The 23,712-nt window shown below is 64.4% G+C and carries 18 protein-coding genes; 6 read left to right on the forward strand and 12 right to left on the reverse strand.

All coding sequences use genetic code 11. The features are described 5' to 3' along the window. Positions 1–194 precede the first annotated feature (194 nt). The 3 genes from ptsP to QN085_RS04220 are packed head-to-tail and all read left to right on the forward strand — an operon-like array spanning position 195 to position 5,731. Positions 195–3,047 (forward strand): phosphoenolpyruvate--protein phosphotransferase, encoded by a 2,853-nt coding sequence (gene ptsP / locus QN085_RS04210; protein WP_024086282.1) that lies wholly within the window; start codon positions 195–197, stop codon positions 3,045–3,047. Further along, positions 3,048–3,995: a 1-phosphofructokinase gene (gene pfkB / locus QN085_RS04215; protein WP_024086283.1), complete on the forward strand. Its 948-nt coding sequence runs from the start codon at positions 3,048–3,050 to the stop codon at positions 3,993–3,995. After that, positions 3,992–5,731, forward strand: coding sequence for a PTS fructose-like transporter subunit IIB (locus tag QN085_RS04220; RefSeq protein ID WP_013970963.1), 1,740 nt, complete (start codon positions 3,992–3,994; stop codon positions 5,729–5,731). The genes pfkB and QN085_RS04220 overlap by 4 nt, the downstream gene beginning before the upstream one ends. Positions 5,732–5,852: 121 nt before the next feature. Here QN085_RS04220 and QN085_RS04225 read toward each other — a convergent pair whose 3' ends face one another. Continuing rightward, complete coding sequence (locus tag QN085_RS04225) at positions 5,853–6,074, reverse strand: DUF3820 family protein (RefSeq protein WP_031324490.1); 222 nt, start codon at positions 6,072–6,074, stop codon at positions 5,853–5,855. A 203-nt stretch (positions 6,075–6,277) separates the two neighbouring features. On the opposite strand from QN085_RS04225, the gene QN085_RS04230 reads away from it, so the two are divergent. Further along, complete coding sequence (locus tag QN085_RS04230) at positions 6,278–6,754, forward strand: ferritin-like domain-containing protein (protein WP_013970965.1); 477 nt, start codon at positions 6,278–6,280, stop codon at positions 6,752–6,754. Here the strand turns inward: QN085_RS04230 and QN085_RS04235 are convergent. The 11 genes from QN085_RS04235 to norR form a co-directional block, all read right to left on the reverse strand. Then, positions 6,751–8,241 carry a GGDEF domain-containing protein gene (locus tag QN085_RS04235; RefSeq protein WP_023661164.1) on the reverse strand — a complete coding sequence of 497 codons (1,491 nt, stop codon included), beginning with the start codon at positions 8,239–8,241 and terminating at the stop codon, positions 6,751–6,753. The two genes, QN085_RS04230 and QN085_RS04235, sit on opposite strands and share 4 nt — an antisense overlap. A gap of 223 nt (positions 8,242–8,464) precedes the next feature. After that, on the reverse strand, positions 8,465–9,799 hold the full coding sequence (locus QN085_RS04240; RefSeq protein ID WP_023661165.1) for an OprD family porin: 1,335 nt from the start codon (positions 9,797–9,799) through the stop codon (positions 8,465–8,467). Between the two features lie 205 nt (positions 9,800–10,004). Further along, positions 10,005–10,229 carry a hypothetical protein gene (locus tag QN085_RS04245; RefSeq protein WP_023661166.1) on the reverse strand — a complete coding sequence of 75 codons (225 nt, stop codon included), beginning with the start codon at positions 10,227–10,229 and terminating at the stop codon, positions 10,005–10,007. A gap of 201 nt (positions 10,230–10,430) precedes the next feature. Beyond that, on the reverse strand, positions 10,431–11,819 hold the full coding sequence (locus QN085_RS04250; RefSeq protein WP_023661167.1) for a heavy metal sensor histidine kinase: 1,389 nt from the start codon (positions 11,817–11,819) through the stop codon (positions 10,431–10,433). Beyond that, positions 11,794–12,468 (reverse strand): heavy metal response regulator transcription factor, encoded by a 675-nt coding sequence (locus QN085_RS04255; RefSeq protein WP_023661168.1) that lies wholly within the window; start codon positions 12,466–12,468, stop codon positions 11,794–11,796. Before QN085_RS04255 ends, QN085_RS04250 begins: the two co-directional genes overlap by 26 nt. 9 nt (positions 12,469–12,477) lie before the next feature. Further along, positions 12,478–15,570 carry a multidrug efflux RND transporter permease subunit gene (locus tag QN085_RS04260; protein ID WP_023661169.1) on the reverse strand — a complete coding sequence of 1,031 codons (3,093 nt, stop codon included), beginning with the start codon at positions 15,568–15,570 and terminating at the stop codon, positions 12,478–12,480. After that, entirely contained in the window at positions 15,567–16,730 is a 1,164-nt protein-coding gene (locus tag QN085_RS04265; RefSeq protein WP_031324492.1) for an efflux RND transporter periplasmic adaptor subunit, read from the reverse strand. The genes QN085_RS04260 and QN085_RS04265 overlap by 4 nt, the downstream gene beginning before the upstream one ends. 328 nt (positions 16,731–17,058) lie before the next feature. Further along, the gene (locus QN085_RS04270) at positions 17,059–17,793 is read right to left on the reverse strand and encodes a YkgJ family cysteine cluster protein (RefSeq protein WP_013970973.1); all 735 of its coding nucleotides are present in this window, start codon (positions 17,791–17,793) and stop codon (positions 17,059–17,061) included. Then, complete coding sequence (locus QN085_RS04275) at positions 17,790–18,101, reverse strand: hypothetical protein (protein ID WP_013970974.1); 312 nt, start codon at positions 18,099–18,101, stop codon at positions 17,790–17,792. The genes QN085_RS04270 and QN085_RS04275 overlap by 4 nt, the downstream gene beginning before the upstream one ends. A gap of 87 nt (positions 18,102–18,188) precedes the next feature. Continuing rightward, positions 18,189–19,088 (reverse strand): chemotaxis protein, encoded by a 900-nt coding sequence (locus tag QN085_RS04280; protein ID WP_013970975.1) that lies wholly within the window; start codon positions 19,086–19,088, stop codon positions 18,189–18,191. A 199-nt stretch (positions 19,089–19,287) separates the two neighbouring features. Beyond that, positions 19,288–20,841, reverse strand: a complete 1,554-nt coding sequence (gene norR / locus QN085_RS04285; protein ID WP_013970976.1) for a nitric oxide reductase transcriptional regulator NorR — start codon at positions 20,839–20,841, stop codon at positions 19,288–19,290. A 154-nt stretch (positions 20,842–20,995) separates the two neighbouring features. Here norR and hmpA point away from each other — a divergent pair, with 154 nt between their 5' ends. Together hmpA and QN085_RS04295 are read left to right on the forward strand one after the other, a co-directional pair. Next, positions 20,996–22,174 carry an NO-inducible flavohemoprotein gene (hmpA, locus tag QN085_RS04290; protein ID WP_023661240.1) on the forward strand — a complete coding sequence of 393 codons (1,179 nt, stop codon included), beginning with the start codon at positions 20,996–20,998 and terminating at the stop codon, positions 22,172–22,174. 532 nt (positions 22,175–22,706) lie between these two features. Beyond that, positions 22,707–23,213, forward strand: coding sequence for a disulfide bond formation protein B (locus QN085_RS04295; RefSeq protein WP_023661241.1), 507 nt, complete (start codon positions 22,707–22,709; stop codon positions 23,211–23,213). Positions 23,214–23,712 lie beyond the last annotated feature (499 nt).

The raw sequence follows: 23,712 nt of genomic DNA on the forward strand, positions 1-23,712 counted from the left end.
GCAATTGTCCGACAGGATGGGGCTTTTTCATCGGCAGATTATCGAGTAACGTGGCCGCCTGGTCAGATTAATCGTTTCAGCTGCTGAATTTTCTGCCTCGGCTGCCATCGGTGCAAGGCTGTTGAACTGGCCGTTCATGTGAATTCCACAACAATACTCCAGTACCCGACCGGGAACTGCAAAAGGAGAAGGTCATGCTCGAGCTCGCCAAGGAGCAGATAGCCATGGGCCAGAAGGCCGCCGACAAGGCCGAGGCATTGCGCCTGCTGGCCGACCGGCTGGTCGATGACGGCCTGGTCGCCGAGGGATACCTGCAAGGGCTGCAGGCCCGAGAGGCACAAGGCTCTACCTTCCTTGGGCAGGGCATTGCCATCCCCCATGGCACGCCGCAGACCCGTGACCTGGTGTACGCCACCGGCGTGCGCCTGTTGCAGTTTCCCGAGGGCGTGGACTGGGGCGATGGCCAGATGGTCTATCTGGCTATCGGCATCGCCGCCCGTTCCGATGAGCACCTGCGCCTGTTGCAACTGCTGACCCGCGCCCTGGGCGAGACCGACCTGGCCGAAGCTCTGCGCCGCGCCGGTTCCGCGGAGGCGTTGCTGAAGCTGTTGCAGGGCGCGCCTCAGGAACTGGCGCTGGATGCGCAGTTGGTCGGCCTGAACCTGCCGGCCGAAGACTTCGATGAGCTGGCCTGGCGCGGCGCCCGTCTGTTACAGCGTGCCGACTGCGTCGATAGCGGTTTTGCCGCCGTCCTGCAGCAGGCCGAACCGCTGCCGCTGGGCGAGGGCCTGTGGTGGCTGCACAGCGAGCGCCAGGTGCGCCAGCCGGGGCTGGCCTTCATCACCCCGCAGCAGCCGCTGCGTTACCGCGACCAACCGCTCAACGGCCTGTTCTGCCTGGCCAGCCTCGGTGCAGCCCACCAGGCCTTGCTCGAACGCCTGTGCGAAGTGCTGATCGAAGGCCGCGGGCAGATGCTCTACCAGGCCACCAGCAGCCGCGCGGTGCTGGAGGTACTAGGCGGTGAGGCGCCGACAGACTGGCCCAGTGCGCGCGTGGTGCTGGCCAACCCGCACGGTTTGCATGCCCGCCCGGCAAAGGTATTGGCGCAACTGGCCAAAGGTTTCGAGGGGGAAATCCGTGTGCGGCTGGCGGATAGCGCGCAGCCGGCGGTGTCCGTAAAGAGCCTGAGCAAGCTGCTCAGTCTCGGCGCCCGACGTGGCCAGACACTGGAGCTGGTGGCTGAGCCCGGCATCGCCCCCGATGCCTTGCCGGTGCTGCTGGCCGCCATCGAACAAGGCCTGGGTGAAGAGGTGGAGCCACTGCCGCAGAGTGCTGAGGTTGTAGCTGGCGCAGCGGCCGAAGTGCTGCAAGCGCCCGCGGCCGGTAGCCGTATCCACGGCGTGGGTGCTGCGCCCGGCATTGCCAGTGGCCCGGCCCATGTGTGTGTCGAGCGTGAGTTCGACTACCCCCTGCGCGGTGAGTCCTGCGCCCAGGAGCGGCAGAAGCTGCGTGAAGCTGTGGCGGCCGTGAATGGCGAGCTGCAGGCTTTGGTCCAGCGCAGCGACAAGGCCATTGGCGAAATCTTCGTCACCCATCAGGAAATGCTCGCAGACCCGGCCCTGAGCGATGATGTCGAGCAGCGCCTGGGCCAGGGCGAAAGCGCCGCGGCAGCATGGATGGCAGTGATCGAGGCGGCGGCGCGTCAACAGGAGTCGCTGCACGATGCCTTGCTCGCCGAACGTGCTGCCGACCTGCGTGACATCGGCCGCCGCGTGCTGGCGCAGTTGTGTGGCGTGCAGGCCCAGGCTGAACCCGAGCAACCCTACGTGCTGGTAATGACCGAAGTCGGCCCGTCCGATGTCGCCCGGCTGGACCCGAGCCGCGTCGCCGGTATCGTCACCGCCCAGGGTGGCGCCACCGCCCACAGTGCCATCGTCGCCCGTGCCTTGGGCATTCCGGCGGTGGTGGGCGCGGGGGCGTCGATACTGCTGTTGGACAGCGGCACGCCGTTGCTGCTCGATGGCCAGCGTGGCGTGGTCAGCGTGGCGCCGCCGGCGGATGAACTGCAAAAGGCCCTGGCCGAGCGCGACCTGCGCGAGCAACGCTTGCAGGCCGCCTGGGCCAACCGCTTCGAGCCGGCGGTCACTCGCGATGGTCACGCTGTCGAGGTGTTTGCCAACATCGGCGAGAGCAACGGCATCGCCAAGGTAGTGGAGCAGGGCGCCGAAGGCGTTGGCCTGCTGCGCACCGAGTTGATTTTCATGGCCCACACCCAGGCCCCGGACGTGGCGACCCAGGAAGCCGAGTACCGTCGTGTGCTCGATGGCCTCGACGGGCGCCCGCTGGTGGTGCGCACCCTCGATGTCGGTGGCGACAAGCCGCTGCCGTACTGGCCGATCGCTGCCGAGGAAAACCCGTTCCTCGGTGTGCGCGGCGTACGCCTTACCCTGCAGCGCCCGCAGGTGATGGAAGACCAGTTGCGCGCCCTGCTGCGCGCTGCCGACCAGCGCCCGCTGCGCATCATGTTCCCGATGGTCGGGCAGGTGCATGAATGGCGCGAGGCGCGCGCCATGGTCGAGCGCCTGCGCGCCGAGATCCCGGTAGCCGACCTGCAACTGGGTATCATGGTCGAAGTGCCCTCGGCAGCGCTGTTGGCACCACAACTGGCGCGCGAAGTGGACTTTTTCAGCATCGGCACCAACGACCTGACCCAGTACACCTTGGCCATCGACCGTGGTCACCCCAGCCTCTCGGCCCAGGCCGACGGCCTGCACCCGGCGGTGCTCAGCCTGATCGACATGACCGTGCGCGCCGCCCATGCCCATGGCAAGTGGGTGGGCGTGTGCGGCGAGCTGGCGGCCGACCCGCAGGCTGTGCCCGTGCTGCTGGGCCTGGACGTGGACGAACTCAGCGTCGCCGCGCGCAGCATTGCCGAAGTCAAGGCCCTGGTTCGCCAGGCCGATCACCAGACGGCCCGCGCCCTGGCGCGCGAGGCCCTGCAACAGGACAGCGCCGCAGCGGTTCGCGCGCTGGTGGAGCGTTACTGAATGGCCAAGATCCTCACCCTCACCCTGAACCCTGCGCTGGATATCACCATCGGCCTGGGTACCCTGCGCCCAGGGCAGGTCAATCGCAGCCAGGAGCAGCACAGCCACGCCGCAGGCAAGGGGCTGAACGTTGCCCAGGTACTGGCCGACCTGGGCCACACCGTCACTGTTGGCGGCTTCCTCGGGCGTGACAACCTGCAGCCTTTCGAGGCGCTGATCGACTGGCGCGGCTTCGTCGACTGCTTTGTCCGCGTGCCGGGCGAAACCCGCAGTAATATCAAGCTGGTCGAAGCCGATGGCCGTGTCACCGACATCAACGGCCAAGGCCCGGAAGTCGACGAAGCGGCGCGCAGTGCATTGCTGCGCTGCCTGGCGCAGGTTGCCCCGGGCCACGATGCGGTGGTGGTGGCTGGTAGCCTGCCGCGTGGGATCAGCGCCGACTGGTTCCGACAGTTGCTCGAACAGCTCAAGACGCAAGGCCTGAAGGTGGCTCTGGACAGCAGCGGTGAAGCCCTGCGTGCCGGCCTGCAGAGCTCGCCCTGGCTGGTCAAGCCCAATACCGAAGAGTTGGGCGAGGTGCTCGGCCTGGCTGTGGATAACCCGGCGCAGCAGCGCGCTGCTGCCGAGCGCCTGCTGGCCAGTGGCGTCGAACACGTGGTGGTGTCGGCGGGAGAGCAGGGCGTCAGCTGGTTCACCCGCGGCCATGCCGTACATGCTTGCCCGCCCAAGGTGCAGGTTGCCAGCACAGTGGGTGCAGGTGATTCGCTGGTGGCCGGCATGGTCCACGGCCTGCTGCAGGGCGAAGCCCCGGCGCAGACCTTGACCCGTGCCACCGCCATCGCTGCACAGGCTGTTACCCAGGTTGGTTTCGGCATTCGTGACCGCGAACAACTGGCGCGTCTGGAAGCTGCCGTGCAACTGACAGAACAAAAAGAGGGTTGCCGATGAACATTGCCATTGTCACTGCCTGCCCCAACGGCCAGGTGTCGAGCGTGCTGAGCGCGCGCTTGCTGTCCGCCGCAGCCCAGCGGCGGGGCTGGAGTACCAGCGTCGAAGTGCAGGATGCCGGCCACCCCGAGCGGCAACTGAGCGCCACGCAGATCGCCGAGGCCGACTGGGTGCTGGTGGTCAGCACCGGCCCGGTGGACCTGGAGCGTTTCGTCGGCAAGCGCGTGTACCAGAGCACGCCATCCCAGGCTTTGGCCGACCGCGAAGGCTTCCTCGATGAGGCGGCTTCCAGCGCCCATCTGCTGGCCACGGTGCCAGGCCTTCCGGCTGAAACTGGCAGCGCTGGCGCACGCATCGTCGCCGTCACGGCTTGCCCGACTGGCGTCGCGCATACATTCATGGCCGCGGAAGCCTTGCAGCAGGCTGCGCAGCAACTGGGCTACGAGCTCACCGTCGAGACCCAGGGCTCGGTCGGTGCGCGCAACCCCTTGTCTGCCGAAGCCATCGCTGCAGCGGATGTAGTGCTGCTGGCCGCCGACATCGAAGTGCCCACCGCGCGTTTCGCTGGCAAGCGCATTTACCGTTGCGGCACCGGTATCGCCCTCAAGCAAGCCCGCGCGACCCTCGACAAGGCCCTGGCTGATGCCAAGGTGGAAAACAGCGGCGATGCCGCAGCGGCGAGCACGCCAGCCAAGGGCGAGAAGAGCGGGGTATACAAGCACCTGCTCACCGGCGTGTCGTTCATGCTGCCGATGGTGGTGGCTGGCGGCCTGCTGATTGCCCTGTCGTTCGTATTCGGTATCGAGGCTTACAAAGAAGCGGGCACCTTGCCGGCGGCGTTGATGCAGATCGGCGGCGAGGCTGCGTTCAAGTTGATGGTGCCGCTGCTGGCGGGTTACATCGCCTGGTCCATCGCCGACCGCCCGGGGCTGGCGCCCGGCATGATCGGCGGCCTGCTGGCCAGCACTCTGGGCGCCGGTTTCATCGGGGGTATCGTCGCCGGCTTCCTCGCTGGCTACAGCGCCAAGGCCATTGCCCGCTGGGCGCGCTTGCCCAGCAGCCTGGAGGCACTGAAGCCGATCCTGATCATCCCGCTGCTGGCCAGCCTGTTCACCGGCCTGGTGATGATCTACGTGGTTGGCCAGCCAGTGGCGGCGATGCTGGAAGGGCTCACGCAATTTCTCGACAGCATGGGCACCACCAATGCCATCCTGTTGGGTCTGTTGCTGGGCGGCATGATGTGCGTCGACCTGGGCGGGCCGATCAACAAGGCCGCGTATGCCTTCTCGGTGGGGCTGTTGGCCTCGTCGAGCTATGCACCGATGGCGGCGACCATGGCCGCCGGCATGGTGCCGCCGATTGGCCTGGGTATCGCCAGCTTCCTGGCCCGACGCAAGTTTGCCCAGAGCGAGCGTGAAGCGGGCAAGGCGGCGTTGGCGCTGGGGCTGTGCTTCATCTCCGAAGGGGCGATCCCGTTTGCCGCCAAGGACCCGCTGCGGGTAATCCCGGCCAGCGTGGCCGGTGGGGCATTGACCGGGGCATTGTCGATGTACTTCGGCTGCAAGCTGATGGCGCCGCACGGCGGCCTGTTCGTGTTGCTGATACCCAATGCGATCAACCATGCGCTGCTGTACTTGTTGGCGATCGTGGCGGGCAGCCTGCTGACTGCGGTGGTGTATGCGGTGATCAAGAAGAGCGAGCGGGTGGAGTTGGCGGTAGCGCCGGTGAAGGGTTAGAGATTTTAGCGGGCCTTACTGGCCTCTTCGCGGGTGAACCCGCTCCCACAGGACTGCACAGGTATCAGGTCCGGCGCGGTCTCTGTGGGAGCGGGTTCACCCGCGAAGAGGCCGGAACAGGTCACCGCCCGTGCTTCTGCCGCAACGGCACAAGCAGATCGCCCAGCCCGTTGTGATCGATCTCGTGCATCAGCGCCAGCAAGCCACCCAATTCCCCCGCCGGGAAACCCTTGCGCGCAAACCAGGCCAGGTAATCCCCTGGCAGCTCGGCAATGATTCGTCCCTGGTACTTGCCAAACGGCATGGTGCGGGTGACCAGCAGTTCGAGGGTTTCCGGCTTCATCATCGGCGCACCTGGCTGTTGAAAAGCGCCGACCATACTGCAATCTGCACGAAGGCCCAAGCGGCAATCATGCAGAACGCCGTGATCAAACTCAGACCTTGTGTTTCTATCTTATTGATTGTTAAGGAATTTGTAGATAATCCTCGCTTGGCACGAACGCTGCTCCCATACAGATGACTATCACCTGCCAAGGAGTTTGTGCCATGAGCAATCCCAACAAAGACGTGATCGACGTGCTCAACGACCTGATCGAGTACAGCAAGGATGGTGAGAAAGGTTTCAAGGCCTCTGCCGATGATGTGAAGAACCCCGAACTTAAAGCGTTCTTCGTTCAGCGTGCCGGTGAGTGCGCCAATGCGGCCGGCGAACTGCAGAGCGAGGTGCGTCGCCTGGGGGGCGACCCGGAAACCTCCACCAGCATCAGCGGTGACCTGCATCGGGGTTGGGTAAACCTCAAGGCGATGGTCACCGGCAAGGATGAGGAAGCGGTGCTGAACGAGGTGGAGCGGGGCGAGGACCATGCCCTCAAGGCCTACAAGGAAGCTCGCGAGAAACTGGTCAAGCTGGGCCGCACCGCCAGCGACCAGACCTACACCTTGGTGGAAAAACAGCTGCAAGGTGTGCAGCGTAACCATGATCAGGTCAGGGCCTTGCGCAACGCCGCGCGCGCCCGCAGCTAGTCCGCAGGCCCCTCTACCCGGTTGCGGCCCTTGGCCTTGGCTCGGTAGAGCGCTTCGTCCGCAGCACCCAGCACCCTCGCCAGGTCGTGCTGGGTGCCTGACAGGCCAATGCCGATGCTCACCGTGACAGAGTGGGCATCGTCGGCAAACGGTGCCAGTGCCTCGACGCTGGCCCGGATGCGCTCCGCCAGCAGTTGCGCACCGGCCAGGTCAGTTTCCGGCAACACCACTTGGAATTCTTCACCGCCATAGCGCGCCGCCAGATCGGCCGGGCGCCGGATGCACGCCTCGATGGTCCTGGCCACTTCGCGCAAGGCATGGTCGCCACCGGCGTGGCCGTGGCGCTGGTTGAATGCCTTGAAGTGGTCCACATCCACCATCAGCACTGCCAATGACTTGCGATTGCGCTGGGCGCGGGCCCATTCCTGACGAAGTACCTGGTCCAGGTGGCGGCGGTTGGGCAAGCCGGTCAGGCTGTCGGTGGCGGCCAGGTTGGCCAGACCCTGTTCGGCCTCTTGCCGGCGGCGCAACTCGCGGCCCAGCAGCAGGGTCAGCCAGAGGATACCCACACACAGTACCCCTGTGGCGACGCCGACCACGATCGCAGTGCGGCGCCACGACTCGAAAACTTCATCGGCCGAACGCACGACCAGCACGATCAGCGGCAACTGAGCGACCCGGGCAAAGGTGTACATGCGCGGGGTGCCGTTGCGGCTGGAGCGTGCGGTAAAGCTGCCGTTCTGCTCGCTGAGAATGCGTTTGAAATTGGGCCGTTCGGCATAATTGCTGCCAATCGCCGGGTCTTGCGCGCGGCTGGGCTGGCGGGCTAACAGTTGGCCGTCTGTGTTGACCAGGTTGATGCTGCTATCGTCGCCGATGTCCAGGCGCTGAAACAGGTCACTGAAGTACGATAGGCGCAGTGCCCCCGCGGCCAGGCCGACGAACTCGCCATTGGGCCCGGAAATGCGTCGGCTGAAACTGATGCACCAGTCCAGGTCGCCGAGCCTGGCCTTGAACGGCGGGCCGACCAGCAGGCCGAGGTTGGCGTTGTGCAGATGGGCCTGGAATACCCCTGTACCGCTGAAGTTGGCCTTGCGTGGCACGCTACTGGTGGAATCGCCCACAACGTTGCCTTGCTTGTCCAGCCACAGCACGTCACCGCGCTTGCGGTCGACGAAGGCTTCATTGAATAGCAGGCGTTGGCGCACCGGGCCGGGTATTTCCGGCAGCTCCTTGCGCCCGACCGCCCAGATCAGGCCCTGCAGCGACTGGTCGTAGAGTTCGACGTTGCGCAGGATGTCGCTTTCGATCAGCTGGACAATATTGTTGGACGAGCGGATCGCCGACAGCTCGATATTGTCGCGCTCCCGCGCCAGCAGGTAGCTGACGATGGCCACGATGGCGAGCACGGCAAGGCAACTGCCCAGATTGAGGATCAGCTCGGGGTGCGACCTGTAGTGTGCGAAACGCGGTAATCGGGTGGTCATGCTCGCTACTGCGTGGGCAGGGCCATTCGCGGCGGCGACATTCTAGGGAAGCGGGGATTGTCGGACAAGATTTGTCCGACGGAATCGCGCAGAGGCTGCTGCGCAGCCCATCGCCGGCAAGCCAGTTCCCACAAGTACCGCACAAGGCTTGAGGTCAATGCGGTCAAGGTGGGAGCTGGCTTGCCGGCGAAACGAGGGCGAAGCCCTCGCACCCGGGTCTGGATCAGAACACGTTCAACGGGTAATCCACGATCACTCGCAGTTCATCGTTGTCGCTGTTGCTGTCGATCGACGCATAACCCTGGCTGCCGCGGTGGGTGGCATAGCGCACCAGCACCGACAGGTCCTTCAGGTCACCCTCCTGGAACACGTACTTCACGTCCAGGTCGCGCTCCCAGTGCATGGCGTTCTTGCCATCGGCACGGTAGTAGTCGTAGTGGGTAGTGTCCTGGGTGGCCTTGGTCAGGTCGGCTTCACCACGCGAGTACGACAGCACCGTGGTCAGGCCAGGAATGCCCACACCAGCGAAGTCATAGTTGTACTGCAGCTTCCACGAGCGCTCGTTCGGTGCGTTGAAGTCCGAGTACATGCGCGAGTTGTCCAGGTAGACGCTGTCGCCCAGGTTGATGTAGTCGAACGGCGTGTTGCCATTGACCCGCTGATAGGCGGCCGTGACGCTGTGGAACCCGGCGTTGACGGTGAAATGCACGCTATAGGTGTTGTTGTCGATTTTGCCCAGCAGGGCCTGGCCGGTGTCCTGGGTGTGATAGAAGTGCACGCCCGGGTTCAGGCTGACCAGGTCGTTGACCACATAGGTGTAGTCGAAATCGGCGTAGTACTGGTTCCAGATGTCCTTCAGCTCGGCCGCATACAGGTTGGCGGTGATGTTCGGGGTACCGCTCCACGACGCGCCGGCCCAGTTCAGGTGCTTGCTTTTGTCATGCTCGCCCAGCGAACCGTAGTAGGTGTCGATGCGGCGGTGGCCGCTCTGGTTGTACGGCTTGGTGAAGCTCACTTGGCCGCCTTCGAGCAGCAGGCCGTCGATGCTGGTGTTGGTCAGGCTTACACCACGGAAGGTCTGCGGCAGCATGCGGGTTTCGCCGCCAGCGATCACCGGGTTGGTGAGGAACAGGTCACCGGCTTTCAGCTCGGTGTCGAACGCCTTGAGCTTGACTGCGGCACCGGCGGTGGAGAAGGAGTGCGGGGCAGCACCCAGTTCGTCTTCGTTCTTCTGGTGGGTCGGCAGGATGCTGGTGCCAGCATGGCCGCCGCCCCCGTCGAGCTTCAGGCCCAGCATGGCATGGGCGTCCAGGCCAAAGCCGACCACACCCGGGGTGTAGCCCGACTCGAAACGTGCAACCGCACCTTGGCCCCACTCGCGGGTGTCGCGCACGCCGGCGTTGTGGTTGTCGCGGTTGAAGTAGGCATTACGGAAATGCAGGTTGAAGGACGAGCCTTCGATGAAGCCATCAGCCTTGTCTTCATCTGCCTGGGCGGCGAAAGGGATCGTTGCAGTCAACGCAATGAACAGCGGGGTAAAACGAAACGCGGAAGGCACCGGTACTAGCTCCTTGGGTCTGGCGGTGGGGCAGTTTTTATTTTCGAATGTGCGTCTTTTTTATAGGTGAACGTTACAGCTTGGCTGATAGTTGAAGCACATAAAAAAAGCCGCTGATCGGCAGCGGCTTTAAAAGGCTAACATATCGGCACTGGTAGTGCCCATGGCGTAGCCAAGGGAAAACGGGAGCAGCGACAGCACTTGATCAGCTGTCGGCATTGGCATCGACAGAGACCTTGGAAGCTGTCTGGTTAGCGTCTTTTGCAGTGTCTACCTGCTGTGCGGCTACGGCTTCGCGGGCCTCTTGGTGGACTGCGGCGAACTCAGCATTACGGGTGACGAAAGCCTTGGATTCTTCAGCCATGGCCAGGGGCGACAACAACAGGGAAGACAGGACGAAGACGCTGGCAATACCCATACTGTTGGACATTTGAAACTACCTTCTTGCGATGCAAGTGCTAATGAGGACGGGGGTAAAGTTAGTCCTTTCAATGCACTTGAAACAGAGCGAAGAGCGATAAGCACTGTTGCGCAAAAGGTAACTATCGCAGTAAAAGCAATTGGACTTTCGCCGCAAACCCGCATGCTAGAGGGCCTACGCGGTCTTTACTTTTGTGGGAGTGGCCTCCTGTCAGGCATGGGTGGGCAGCCTGATACCAAAGGTATTGGCCCCAGCGGCACTACGCACGAACACCTCCCCACCATGCATCAGCGCAATCGCCTTGACGATCGCCAACCCCAACCCATGGTTACCCCCACCACTATTGCTACGTGCCGCATCCACCCGGTAGAAGCGTTCGAACAACAACGGCAGGTGCTCATCGTCGATCGCCGGCCCCGGGTTGCTCACGGCGATACTGACCTGCTCCGGCCCGGCAGCGATCTGCACCTCGATCACCTGGTGCGGTGCGGTGTGCTGCACGGCGTTGTTCAGCAGGTTGATCAGCGCCCGGCGCAGTTGGGCCTTTTCGATGGGCGCCTGGGCGTCACCGCTCACACTCACGCTGACTTGTGCATCTTCGAGAATGTAGTCCAGGTAGTCGAGGGTGGTCGCCACTTCCTGGGCCAGCGAGGCCTGGGTCAGGGCAGTGGCCTTGCTGCCCTGGTCGGCACTGGCCAGGAACAGCATGTCGTTGATGATGCTGCGCAGGCGCTCCAGCTCCTCAAGGTTCGATTGCAGCACTTCGAAGTAATGCTCGGCGCTGCGCCCTCGGGTCAGTGCAACCTGGGTCTGGCCGATCAGGTTGGTCAGCGGCGAGCGCAGTTCGTGGGCGACGTCGGCATTGAACGCCTCCAGCCGCGAGTAGGCCTGGCTTACCCGGTCCAGTGCGGCGTTGAAGGCACCTGCGAACTGTGCAAGCTCCGGGGCCAAGGCGTGGGTCTGCAGGCGCCCGTCCAGGCGCGGTGGGGCCAGGGCCTGGGCCTCAACGGACAATGCCAGCAGCGGGCGCAGGCCGATGCGCGCCACCCAGTAGCTCAGCAGCGAGGCCAGCAGCACGCCGAGCACCGCCAGCCCGACAATCGCCACCAGCAGGCTGTGCTGCGCCTGCCAGAAGGTTTCGGTGTCGATGCCGATCAGAAAGCGCAGCGGCGGCCGCTCGCCCAGGGCCGGCAGTTCGCTGACCAGCACCTTGTAAGGGTAGGGCCGGTCGGGCAGGTGCAGGTCGCGCATGCCCTGCGCGCCTTCGGCGAAGGCGCGGACCAGCTCGCTGGGATGGCCGTATTCGTAGGCCGGGTTGCTGCTGACCACCCAGAAGCGAATGCGCTTGTCCTCTTCACTTAGCAGGTTGAGCTTGTTGTTGATCTTGACCCAGTGTTCCGGTGTGCCGAAGCGGTTGAGGGTGGACTCGAGCACACTGAAGCGCGCGTCCAGCTCGGCTTGCGGCAGCAGGTCGAGGCTGCGGTCTACCTGGCGGTACAGCGCCGAACCGATCAGCAGGAACACGCCCAGCGCCACCAGGATGAACAGCGCCGACAGGCGCAGCGCGATGGAATTACCCCGCACGGCTTTCCAGGACATAGCCCATGCCTCGGATGGTGTGCAGCAACTTGTTGTCGAAAGGCCCGTCGAGCTTGGCGCGCAGGCGCTTGATCGCCACTTCGACGACGTTGGCATCGCTGTCGAAATTGATGTCCCAGACCAGCTCTGCAATCGCTGTCTTTGACAGAATTTCGCCCTGCCGGCGGGCCAGCACGCTGAGCAGCGAGAACTCCTTGGCCGTCAGCTCAAGGCGTTGGCCGGCGCGCGTGGCCTTGCGCGCAATCAGGTCGATCCACAGGTCACCCACCTGCACCTGCAGCGGTTCATGGTTGCTGCTACGGCGTGTCAGGGCTTGCAGGCGGGCGACCAGTTCGAGGAAGGAAAACGGCTTGCCCAAGTAATCGTCGGCGCCCTCGCGCAGGCCATGGATACGGTCTTCGACCCGTTCACGGGCGGTCAGCATGATGACCGGCGTCTGCTTGCGCGCGCGCAGGGCGCGCAGCACGCCATAGCCGTCCATGCCCGGCAGCATCACGTCCAGCACGATCACCGCGTAGTCACCTTCCAGGGCCAGGTGCAGGCCCTCGATGCCGTCCCGCGCCAGGTCCACGGTAAACCCCTGCTCGCTGAGGCCGCGATGCAGGTAGTCGGCGGTTTTTTCTTCGTCTTCGATGATCAGCACACGCATGGTCTTGTCCTAACTGGCACTGGGCGCCGCCGCACGGGCGGCCTGGCGGCGGTGGAACAGGCGCTCCAGGGCCAAGTATATGACCGGGGTGGTGAACAGCGTCAGCGCCTGGCTCACCAGCAGGCCACCAACCACGGCGATGCCCAGTGGCTGGCGCAGTTCGGAACCGGTGCCGAAGCCGAACATCAGCGGCACCGCGCCGAGCAAGGCGGCCAGGGTGGTCATGATGATCGGCCGGAAGCGCGTCAGGCAGGCCTGGTGGATCGCCTGCTCCGGGGTCAAGCCCTGGCGGCGTTGGGCCTCCAGGGCGAAGTCGATCAGCAGGATGCCGTTTTTCTTGACGATACCGATCAGAAGCACCACGCCGATCAGCCCCATGATGCTGAAGTCCTGGCCCAAGGCCCACAGCAGGATCAGCGCGCCGAGGCCGGCCGAGGGCAGGGTGGAGATGATCGTCAGCGGGTGGACGAAGCTTTCGTACAGCACGCCGAGGATGATGTACACCGCCACCAGCGCAGCCAGGATCAGCCACGGCTGGCTCGACAGCGAACTTTGGAAGGCCTGGGCCGCGCCCTGGAAGTTGCCGCTGATGGAGTCGGGCATGCCGAGCTCGCGCTGGGTGCGCTCGAGGATGGTCACCGCATCGCCCAGGGCCACGCTTGGGGCCAGGTTGAACGACAGGTTGGCTGCCGGGAACAGGCCATCGTGGCTGATCGACAGCGGCCCGGTGCTGGGCGGCGCTACATGGGCTACTGCCGACAGCGGCACCATCTCGTTGGTCAGCGGCGAGCGCAGGTAGAAGTAGTTGAGGCTTTCGGCCTTGCCGCGCTGGCGGGCATCCAGTTCGAGGATCACCTTGTACTGGTTGGTCTCGGTCTGGAATTCACTGATCTGCCGCTGGCCGAAGGCGTCGTACAATGCCTGGTCGACGTCGGTGGTGGTCAGGCCGAAACGTGCCGCGGCCTGGCGGTCGATATCGATGCGGGTGACGCTGGCGCCCAGTTGCAGGTCGTTGGACAGGTCGCGGAACGCCGGGTTTTCCCGCAGGCGCTCGGTCAGGCGCTGGGTCCACAGGTTCAGCGCCATGCCGTCGTTGCTCTTGAGCACATACTGGTACTGGGTACGCGACGGGCCGGAGCTTAGGTTGATGTCCTGGCCGGCACGCATGTACAGGACGATGCCTGGTACCTGGGCCAGCTTGGGTCGCAGCCGGTCGATCAGTTCGCTGGCCGACACATCGCGTTCGCCACGCGGCTTGAGGGCGATCCAGAAACGGCCGTTGGCGATGGTCTGGTTGCTGCCGGTGACACCCACCGAGTGGGAGAACGCGCGCACCGCCGGGTCGGCCTCGATGATTTTGGCCAGCGCCTGGTGCTTCTCGATCATCGACGGGTACGACACATCCGCCGCCGCCTCGCTGGTGCCAAGGATGAAGCCGGTGTCCTGCAGCGGGAAAAAGCCCTTTGGAATACCCACGTAACCGGCCACCGCCAGGGCCAGGGTCAGGCCAAACACCCCGAGGGTCAGACGCTGGTGGGCGAGGGCGCGGTCCAGGCCCTTTTCGTACCGCCTGACCAGCCGCTCGCCGAAGCCGCCCTTGTGCTCTCCGGGCGGGCGGCGCATGAACAGTGCGCACAGGGTTGGCGCCAGGGTCAGCGAAACCACCACCGAAATCAGGATGGTGGCGGTGGCGGTAAGGGCGAACTCCTTGAACAGCCGGCCGACCACGCCGCCCATGAACAGCAGCGGGATGAACGCGGCGATCAGCGAGAAACTGATCGACACCACGGTGAAGCCTATTTCCCCGGCGCCCTTGAGCGCTGCCGTGCGGCTGTCGTCGCCGGCCTCCAGGTGACGGTGGATGTTCTCCACCACGACGATGGCATCGTCGACCACGAAGCCCACCGAGATGACGATGGCCACCAGGGTCAGGTTGTTCAGGCTGAAGCCGAAGATGTACATCAGCGCGCAACTGGCGATCAGCGATACGCCGAGCACGCTGGACACCACCATGGTCGCCGACCACTGGCGCAGGAACAGCGCCATCACCCCGATCACCAAGGCCACGGCGATCATCAGGGTCAGCTCCACTTCATGCAGCGAGGCACGGATGGTCTGGGTGCGGTCCTGCAGCACCGACACTTCGACCGAGGCTGGCAGCATCTCCTGCAGCTTGGGCAGGGCAGCCAGTACCCGGTCCACGGTATCGACGATGTTGGCGCCAGGCTGGCGGAAAATCACCAGATTCAACCCGGGCTGGTCGCCGGACCAGGCTTTGACGTAGGCGTTCTCGGCGCCATTGATCACCTTTGCCACGTCCCTCAGGTGCACTGGTGCACCGTCACGGTAGGAGACGATCAGCTGGGCGTAGTCGTCGGGATGGAACAACTGGTCGTTGGCGGCGATGGTCGACACGCTGTGTTCGCCGTACAGCGCACCCTTGGCCAGGTTCAGGCTGGTCTGCTGGATGGCCTGGCGCAAGTCGGCCAGTGTCAGGCCGATGGCGGCCAGTTTCTCGGGTTGCGCCTGCACGCGGATCGCCGGGCGCAGTTGCCCGGTGATGTTGATCAGGCCGACCCCGTCGATCTGGCTCAGCTGGCGCGCGAGCAGGGTTTCGGCGTAATCGCTGAGGTCGTTGCCAGGCATCTGGCTGGAGCTTACCGTCAGCACCAGCACCGGGCTGTCGGCCGGGTTGACCTTGCGCCAGGTCGGCGGGTTGGGCAGGTCTTGCGGCAGGCGCGCGGTGGCGGTGTTGATGGCCGCCTGCACTTCCTGGGCGGCGGTGTCGATGTTCTTGTCGAGCGTGAACTGCAGGATCAGGTTGGTCGAGCCCAGTGCGCTGCTGCTGGTCATCTGGGTCATGCCGGGGATGGCGCTGAACTGCACTTCCAGCGGCGTGGCCACCGACGAGGCCATGGTTTCCGGGCTGGCGCCGGGCAGCTGGGCGGTGACCTGGATGGTCGGGAAGTCGGCTTCCGGCAGTGGTGCCACCGGCAGGCGCGGGAAGGCGATGGCCCCCAGCAGCACCAGGGCGAAGGTCAGCAGCAGGGTGGCGATGGGGTGGTCGATGCACCAGGCCGAAACACCGTTGCGCGTGTTCATGGCTGGCTCCGCCGGTCGGCCATTTCCGATGGCGCGGGGGCATCGGGGGCCACCTTGACCCGCGAACCTGGCTTGAGCCGCGACTGGCCATCGAGCACCAGGCGCTCGCCCGGCTTGACCCCGGCAATGATGTTGAGCCCGCTGTCCTGGTACAGCACCTTGACCGGCACGCTGGTGACCTTGTCACCGTCCAGGCGGTAGACAAAGTGCCCGTCGACGCCGCGCTGTACCACAGGCGGCGGTACCACCAGGGCGTTTTCTTCCACGGAGGTGCGCAGGCGGATGGTGACCAGCTGGCCCGGCCACAGGCGGCCGTCCTTGTTGTCGAACTCGGCTTTTACCCGCACGGTGCCGGTGGTGGCGGAGATCTGGTTGTCGATCAGTGCCAGGTGGCCTTCACCGAGCAGGCTGCGTTCGCCGTCGGCATCCATGTAGGCCTGCACCAGTGCCGGGGTGGGCGCCTTCAGCAGGCTTTGGAGGGTTGGCAGCATTTGCTGCGGCAGGGCGAATTCGACGGCGATCGGGTCGATCTGGGTGACGCTGAACAGGCTGCGGGTATCGCTGGTGCGCACCAGGTTGCCGGGGTCGACGTTGCGAATACCTACCCGGCCGGTCACTGGCGAGCGGATCTGCGTGTACGACAGCTGCACCTCGGCATTGGCGATGGCCGCCTGGTTGCCCTTGACCGTGGCTTGCAGGCGGTTGACCAGGGCCTGCTGCTGGTCGAGCGTCTGCTTCGACACGCCGTTGTCGTTACTCAGCAGGCGGTAGCGCTGCAGGTCGACGTTGGCTACCTGGATCTGCGCCTGGCTCTGGCCAAGTTCGGCACGGGCCTGGTCGAGGTTGGCGCGGATGGCGCGGTCGTCGAGGGTGGCCAGCAGGTCACCTTCCTTCACCCACTGGCCTTCCTTGACCAGCACCTGGGTCAGTACACCCTCCACTTGCGGGCGCACCTCGACGCTGTGCAGCGACAGCACCGAGCCGATGGCGCTGGCATAGCGCGGCACGTTCTGCTGGACGACGCTGACCACGCGCACCGGGATGGCGGTTTGCGCGCGGGTGGCAGGTACTGGCTGGCGCTGGCCGAACCAGAGGCCCGCTACCGCCAGGACCAGGAGCGCCAGGGCGGCGAGGATGACAGGGCGGGACGGACGTCGCATCGGTGCGGGCACCTTGGCCATAGGGGAGGGAAGTGGGCTGTATTCAATCTTATAGCCCCCGAACCGGGTCGGCAGCGTGACCGCCGGCTGACAGTGCTGTCAGTTTCGCCTGCGCCGCAGGAGATCGTTCGCCTTTTGCGCTGCGCTGTCGCGCAGAGAACTGATCAGCTGGGCGATCCGCGTTCCCTGTGGGAGCGGGTTTACCCGCGAAGAATCCAGCGCGGTACATGGCACCGGCTCCGCCGGTGTTCGCGGCTAAAGCCGCTCCCACAGGGATGGCGCCGGTTCATAGATCTGGAACAGGACAGTTGCCCCCGCCAAGGCATAGCTAGAAGCTGATGAAGGCGTAATACACCGGGGGCTCGCTGGTGGTGCGCAAACCATGTTCCTGCAAGCTCGCCACCAGCGCCGCGTCCTCCACGTGCAGGGCCCACTGTGCCAGGCCAGCCTCCGGTATCTGCTCCAGACCCGCGCGGAAGGCCCCCATGTCAGGCAGGTAGGCAGTAAATCCGTTGCCCTTGAGCGCACTGGTGGTCATGCCCAGCGCCTGGCACACCGCCACCTTGGCGGCGATGTCATCGCGGTCGGCCTGGCGCGAGGCCTGCACCAGCGCCTCCAGCCCGGCATCGACCAGTTGCCTGCCGTGAATCAGCTCCGGCCCCTGTTGCCAGGCTTCCGGCGGGCAGTCCTTGCTGCCCGGGCGCAGCGGTATATGTGGGTTGATTTCCACCGGGTAGATGCGACAGACCAGCGGGCGCTGGTCGTAGATGGTGCACAGGTCGTTGTCGTCGAGGTTGCGGCAGCGCCCGGGGTTGAACGCGGCAAAGGTCACCGAGACGCGTACTTCGCTGTCGCCGCAGGGCACGGGATGGGAACGACGCAGCACATGATCACGCTGTTCTACTGGCATGCCAGGGCCGTCCGCAACGAAGGCTTCGATCAGCACCACCACCTGGCCGTCGTTGTCCGCCCAGCGGCGCGCTTCGGCCAGGGTCAAGGGCACGTGGTGGCCGGTACAGCACTTGCCGCAGCCGGTACAGGCGAAACGCAGGCTGTCGGTCACTTGGCTTCCGGGCTCCACTCGCTGACGAAGGCGCGCTGGTGCTGGCGGTCGTACAAGCAAAGCTCGGTGCCGGTGCGCTGCTGCATGTGCTTCTGGGGGTAGACGCCTTCGATCAGCAGGGCGCTCATGCCGACCTGATCATCGAACTCGGCGGGCTTGCTGCGGGCGTGAGCATCCTTGAACTGGCTGGCGGCCAGGCAAGCCTTGAGCATCTGCTGGCGCTGCTCGTTCCAGGCCTGGCTGCTGGAGGCCTGGGCGATACCGCTGAAGAGGGCGAAACTGATCAGGATAGAGCTGAAAAACTTCATACGGGTTCCGGCAAGTTACTTGCGAGGGGCGCGAATTATGCCTGACTCGACCCCGACGGCAAGCCGGGGAGTTTGTCTCCGAATATATCAGCGCTCGGCGAACACCACGGCGCGCGCCGCCACCACCAGACAATCGGTCAGCTCTGGCGAGGAAAACTTGGTGAGGATGGCATTGGCCCCGGCCTGGGTCGCCTTTTCACTGCTCATTGCGCTGTCCAGCGAGGTGTGCAGCAGTATGTACAGGTGCTGGAAGTCGGGGGTTTCGCGCAGGGTGCGTGTGAAAGCGTAGCCGTCCATTTCGCTCATTTCGATGTCGGAGACGATCACGTTGATTTCTTGCGCGGTGCCCTGCAGCTCCAGCAACACGTTGATGGCGTCCTTGGCGCTGCGCGCGGTATGGCATTCGACGCCGAGGTTGCGCAGGGTGTGCACCGACTGTTGCAGGGCTACCTGGCTGTCGTCCACCACCAGGATATTGGCGGCAGCCAGCAGGCTGGCGTCTTCCTCGCTCAGGGTGCCGTGATGCGGTTCGGGCACCGGCGGGGCGATGGCGTGGATGACTTTTTCGATGTCCAGCACCTGCACCAGAGTGTTGTCGACCCGGGTCACGCCGGTGATGAACGAGCGGCTGCCGGAGCCATAAGGGGGTGGTTTGATGTCGGTGCTCAGGCAATGCACGATGCGGCTGACCGCCTGCACATGCAGGCCCTGGCGCGAGCGGCTGATCTCGGTGACGATCAGGCAGCCGCCGTCAGGGTCGGCCAGCGGCCGTTCGCCGATGGCGCGGGACAGGTCGATGACTGACAGCGAATTGCCGCGCAGGGTTGCCACGCCCTTCACGTGGGGGTGCGATTCGGGCAGCTTGGTCAACGGTGGGCAGGGGATTATCTCGCTGACCTTGAGCAGGTTGATTGCCATCAACTTGCCGCTGCGCAGGGTGAACAGCAGCAGGGACAGCGAGTCCGCGCGGGCATTTTGCGTGGCCATGGTGACCTTCGTGGCGAACAGGGGATAACCGGTTATCGGCCTGTTCGGGCTTGGCTTTAGTCATTTTGCACCGAGCCAAGGAATGCTCGGGACCCTGTGGGAGCGGCTTTAGCCGCGAACACCGGCGCAGCCGGTGCCATGCACTGCGTTGGATTCTTCGCGGCTAAAGCCGCTCCCACAGGTACCGCGCTGGTTTCAATCAGCGCAGCCCCAGCCGACGGGCCAGGCGGCTAAGGTTGGCGCGGTCCAGGCCGAGTTCCCGGGCAGCCGCTGCCCAGTTTTCCTGGTGCCGCTGCAGGCAGGCCTCGATCAGCTGGCGCTGGTAGTCGTCGACGGCTTCGCGCAGGCCCCCTTCGGGTAGCGGTGCCGCTGGCAAGGGCGCGGCAGGGGAGGGCGGGGTGCCGGGCGTTGCGGTTGCGCGCAGGTCCAGGTCGATGGCTTCCAGGGTGAGGATGCGTGGCCTGTCGGAATGTTGGCCCAGCGCCTTGAGCGCCGAGCGGCCGATCAGGTGTTCCAGTTCACGCACGTTCCCTGGCCAGTCGTAGGCCAGCAGCGCGGCCTGGGCTTCGCTGCTCAGGCGCAGGCTGTTCAGGCCCAGGCGCGAACGGTTCTGTTCGAGGAAGTAGCCAGCCAGTAGCAGCACATCCCGCCCACGTTCGCGTAACGGCGGAACGTGCAGCGGGTATACGCTGAGGCGGTGGTAGAAGTCGGCGCGGAAGTTGCCAATACGTACCTCTGCTGCCAGGTCGCGATTGGTGGCTGCGATCAGGCGCACATCCACCCGGTGTTCGCGATCCGAGCCCAGGCGTTGCAACTGGCCGCTCTGCAGTACGCGCAACAATTTGGCCTGCACCGTCAGTGGCAGTTCACCGACTTCGTCGAGGAACAATGTGCCGCCATTGGCGAGCTCGAACTTGCCGCGGCGCTCGCCATGGGCGCCGGTGAAGGCTCCGCGTACATGGCCGAACAGTTCGCTTTCTACCAGGGTGTCAGGCAGGGCGGCGCAGTTGAGGCTGACCAACGGCTTGTCAGCGCGGTTGCTGGCCTGGTGCAGGGCCTGGGCCACCAACTCCTTGCCGACGCCGGTCTCACCGGTGATCAGTACGGTCAGGTCACTGCCACCGACCAGGCGGATTTCCTCGACCAGGCGCTTGTGCGCGGGGCTCTGGCCAATCAGCTCTTTGTCCTGGCCGCTGGCCTGGCGGTAGATCTCCGCGCGATGGTGTTCGTCTTCTGCGCGCAGGGCCAGGTGCTCGATGCGCTCGGCCACGGTGACCGTGGCGGCGGCAAGGCTGGCGAAGGCCTGCAGGGCGCCCAGCTCCAGGCTCTGGAACTGCCCGGGGGTGAGGGCATCGAGGGTAACCAGGCCCCAAGGGCGCTCGTCGACCATCAACGGGCAACCCATGCAGTCATGTACTTCCAGGTTGGCATCAGGGGCGTTGACCAGGCCGTCGTAAGGGTCGGGCAGCTCGGAGTCGCTGGCGAAGCGGGTGGGTTCCCGGCTGCTGAGCAGGATCTGGAAGCGTGGGTGCTCGCTGACTCGGAAGCGCCGGCCCAGGGTATCGGGGCTCAGGCCGTCCACTGCCAGCGGCACCAGCCACTCGCCGTCCAGGCGCAGCAGCGCGGCGGCATCACAGGGCAGCAACCCCCGCATGGCCTGCAGCAGGCGGCGATAGCGTTCCTGGTCGGGCAGGTCGCGGGAAAGGTCGCTGACCAGGGGCAGCAGGGTGGTGAGCAGGGGCTTCGTGGTCATATGGACTCCTGTGGGTCGATATGACTATACGTCGAGGTGGGTCGTTTTGACATGACCTGCGTCAAGCCCCTGATTTTGCTGGAGATAAGAGTTGGCATGATTGATGTAATAGCTCGGGCAGTCATTTGAAGCCACAGGCTCAGGAGTTGTTGCAATGCTCAATGCCGAACAACGTGCAATCATCAAGGCCACTGTCCCGCTGCTGGAAAGCGGCGGCGAAGCGCTGACCACCCACTTCTACAAGATGATGCTCAGCGAGTACCCGCAGGTGCGCCCGCTGTTCAACCAGGCCCACCAGGCCAGCGGTGACCAACCGCGCGCCCTGGCCAACGGCGTGCTGATGTATGCCCGCCATATCGACCAGCTGGAGCAGCTTGGCGGCCTGGTCGGCCAGATCATCAACAAGCACGTTGCCCTGCAGATTCTGCCGGAGCACTACCCTATCGTCGGCAGCTGCCTGCTGCGCGCCATCGAAGAAGTGCTGGGCAAGGAAATCGCCACCCCCGCCGTGATCGACGCTTGGGGCGCGGCCTATGGCCAGTTGGCCGACATCCTGATCGGCGCGGAAGAGAACCTCTATAAACAGAAGGAAGAAGCCGAAGGCGGCTGGCGCGGCACCCGCGAATTCCGCCTGGTGCGCCGTGAGCAGGAAAGCAGCGAAATCGTTTCGTTCTACTTTGCCCCGGTGGATGGCAAACCGGTGCTCAGGGCCGAGCCTGGCCAGTACATCGGCCTGAAGCTGGACATCGACGGCGCCGAGCAGCGCCGCAACTACTCCCTGTCGGCACTGTGCGACGGCAAGGAATACCGCATCAGCGTCAAGCGCGAGGCGGGTGGCAAGGTCTCCAACTACCTGCACGATGTGCTGGCGGTGGGCGATACCCTGCAGCTGTTCCCGCCGGCTGGCGATTTCACCCTGGCAGCGAGCGACAAGCCGCTGGTGCTGATCAGCGGTGGCGTGGGTATTACCCCGACCCTGCCAATGCTGCAGGCGGCACTGCAAACCCAGCGTGAGGTGCATTTCATTCACTGCGCCCGTAACGGCGCAGTGCATGCCTTCCGCGACTGGATCGACGAGCTGGCCGAGCGTCACCCGCAGCTCAAGCGCTTCTACTGCTATGCAGAACCGCAGGGTGGCGGCGCGGCTGATGCCGTGGGCCTGCTGAGCGAAGACCTGCTGGCCGAGTGGCTGCCGCAAGAGCGAGACGTGGATGCCTACTTCCTCGGGCCCAAGGGTTTCATGGCGGCGGTCAAGCGCCAGCTGAAGGGCCTGGGTGTGCCAGAGCAGCAGAGCCGCTACGAGTTCTTCGGGCCGGCGGCAGCGCTGGAGTGATGTAGCGCCTGCACTGGCCTCTTCGCGGGCTTGCCCGCTCCCACAGGGACTGCACAGGTTTCAAACCTTGTGGGGATCTGTGGGAAATTTAGTGGTTTTCAACAAACCAGCCCCCACAGGGATCGCGCAGATTTCAATGCCTGCGCGATCCCTGTGGGAGCGGGTTTACCCGCGAAGAGGCCGGTACAGGCTTACATCGTATTCATCCCAGCCGCTGGGCCACACTTCACCTTCCTGCCTATATAAAGGAGAGATGAAAGCGGCTGTGCAGCTTTCATCTTTAATCCTCCTTTAATCACGGTATCCTTCACTCCCGGGTGTCGAGGGGCTTGCCCCTGCGCGGCACCCGGGCAGCCGCTTTTTTGCCGCCCGGCGTTGAACCGACGTCGTTGCGGCCGGTCTCAGCCACACCGGATAGCCCTGCGCAGCGCTATCACGCCGCTTCCTCGGCACGCTCAAAGGCCCTGCACAGCGTGTAGACTTGCGCCAGGCAGGCAGATCACGCTGCCACTATCCATCGAAGGAACCGGCAATGAACGAACAAACATCGCGCCTGAATCGGGAACGGCGCTTTCTGGTACTGTTGGGCCTGATCTGCATTTCGCTGATCGGTGGCGCCCTCTACATGCAGATAGTCCTGGGCGAGGCACCATGCCCGCTGTGCATCCTGCAACGTTATGCGCTTTTGTTCATCGCCGTGTTCGCCTTCATCGCCGCGGCCATGCCCGGGCGCCGTAGCCTCACCTTCTTCGAGGCACTGGTGGTGCTCAGCGCCATCGGCGGAATCGTTGCGGCCGGCAACCATGTGTATATACTCGCCAACCCCATGGTCAGTTGCGGCATCGACACCCTGCAGCCGATCGTGGACGACCTGCCGCTGGCCAAGCTCTGGCCGCTGGTGTTCCAGGTCGACGGCTTCTGCAGCACGCCATACCCGCCGATCCTTGGTCTGTCGCTGGCGCAATGGGCACTGGTGGCGTTCGTCCTGACGGCTGTGTTGGTTCCACTCGGGATCTATCGCAACCGACGCCAGGGTTAGACAAAAGTACCGAATTGCATGGGGTCTTTTACGCCGCATGAGAAGAGGGAAAATTCGCTCACCGCTTGATCCAGATCAACTCGGAGGCCTTGCAGAATGCGGCTTTGGGGCCTATCAAGCGGGGTGCGACAAACTGTCGCGAAGTTGAATTTTTGAGCAGCATTGTTGCAGATTCTGTAAAAGACTGTTGCTCAATAAGTCATAGTCAAGGATTGGCGACCTATCTACAATCGCCCCCAATTTCCGTTCGGCACTGCTTGCGAGTCGCAGGATTGAAGGAAGCCCCAGCGCTCCTTTTTGCTGACTTCGTCAAGTTTCGCCCAACGGCGATACCGGGCGGATCCCCCTCCGCGTTTTCCCGCACCAAATGGACTTGGTCTGAAGTACAGGCCTGTTGCCTACGAAACCATAAGCACCGCTAACCCGCTTGACGCCAAGGTCCTGCAGTCGGACCCCGGGCAGGAGCGAGTACGGGCGCGAAATGCCTCACTTGGCAGGA

Source organism: Pseudomonas sp. M2(2023), assembly GCF_030263955.1.
Classification (GTDB): Bacteria; Pseudomonadota; Gammaproteobacteria; order Pseudomonadales; family Pseudomonadaceae; genus Aquipseudomonas; species Aquipseudomonas asiatica.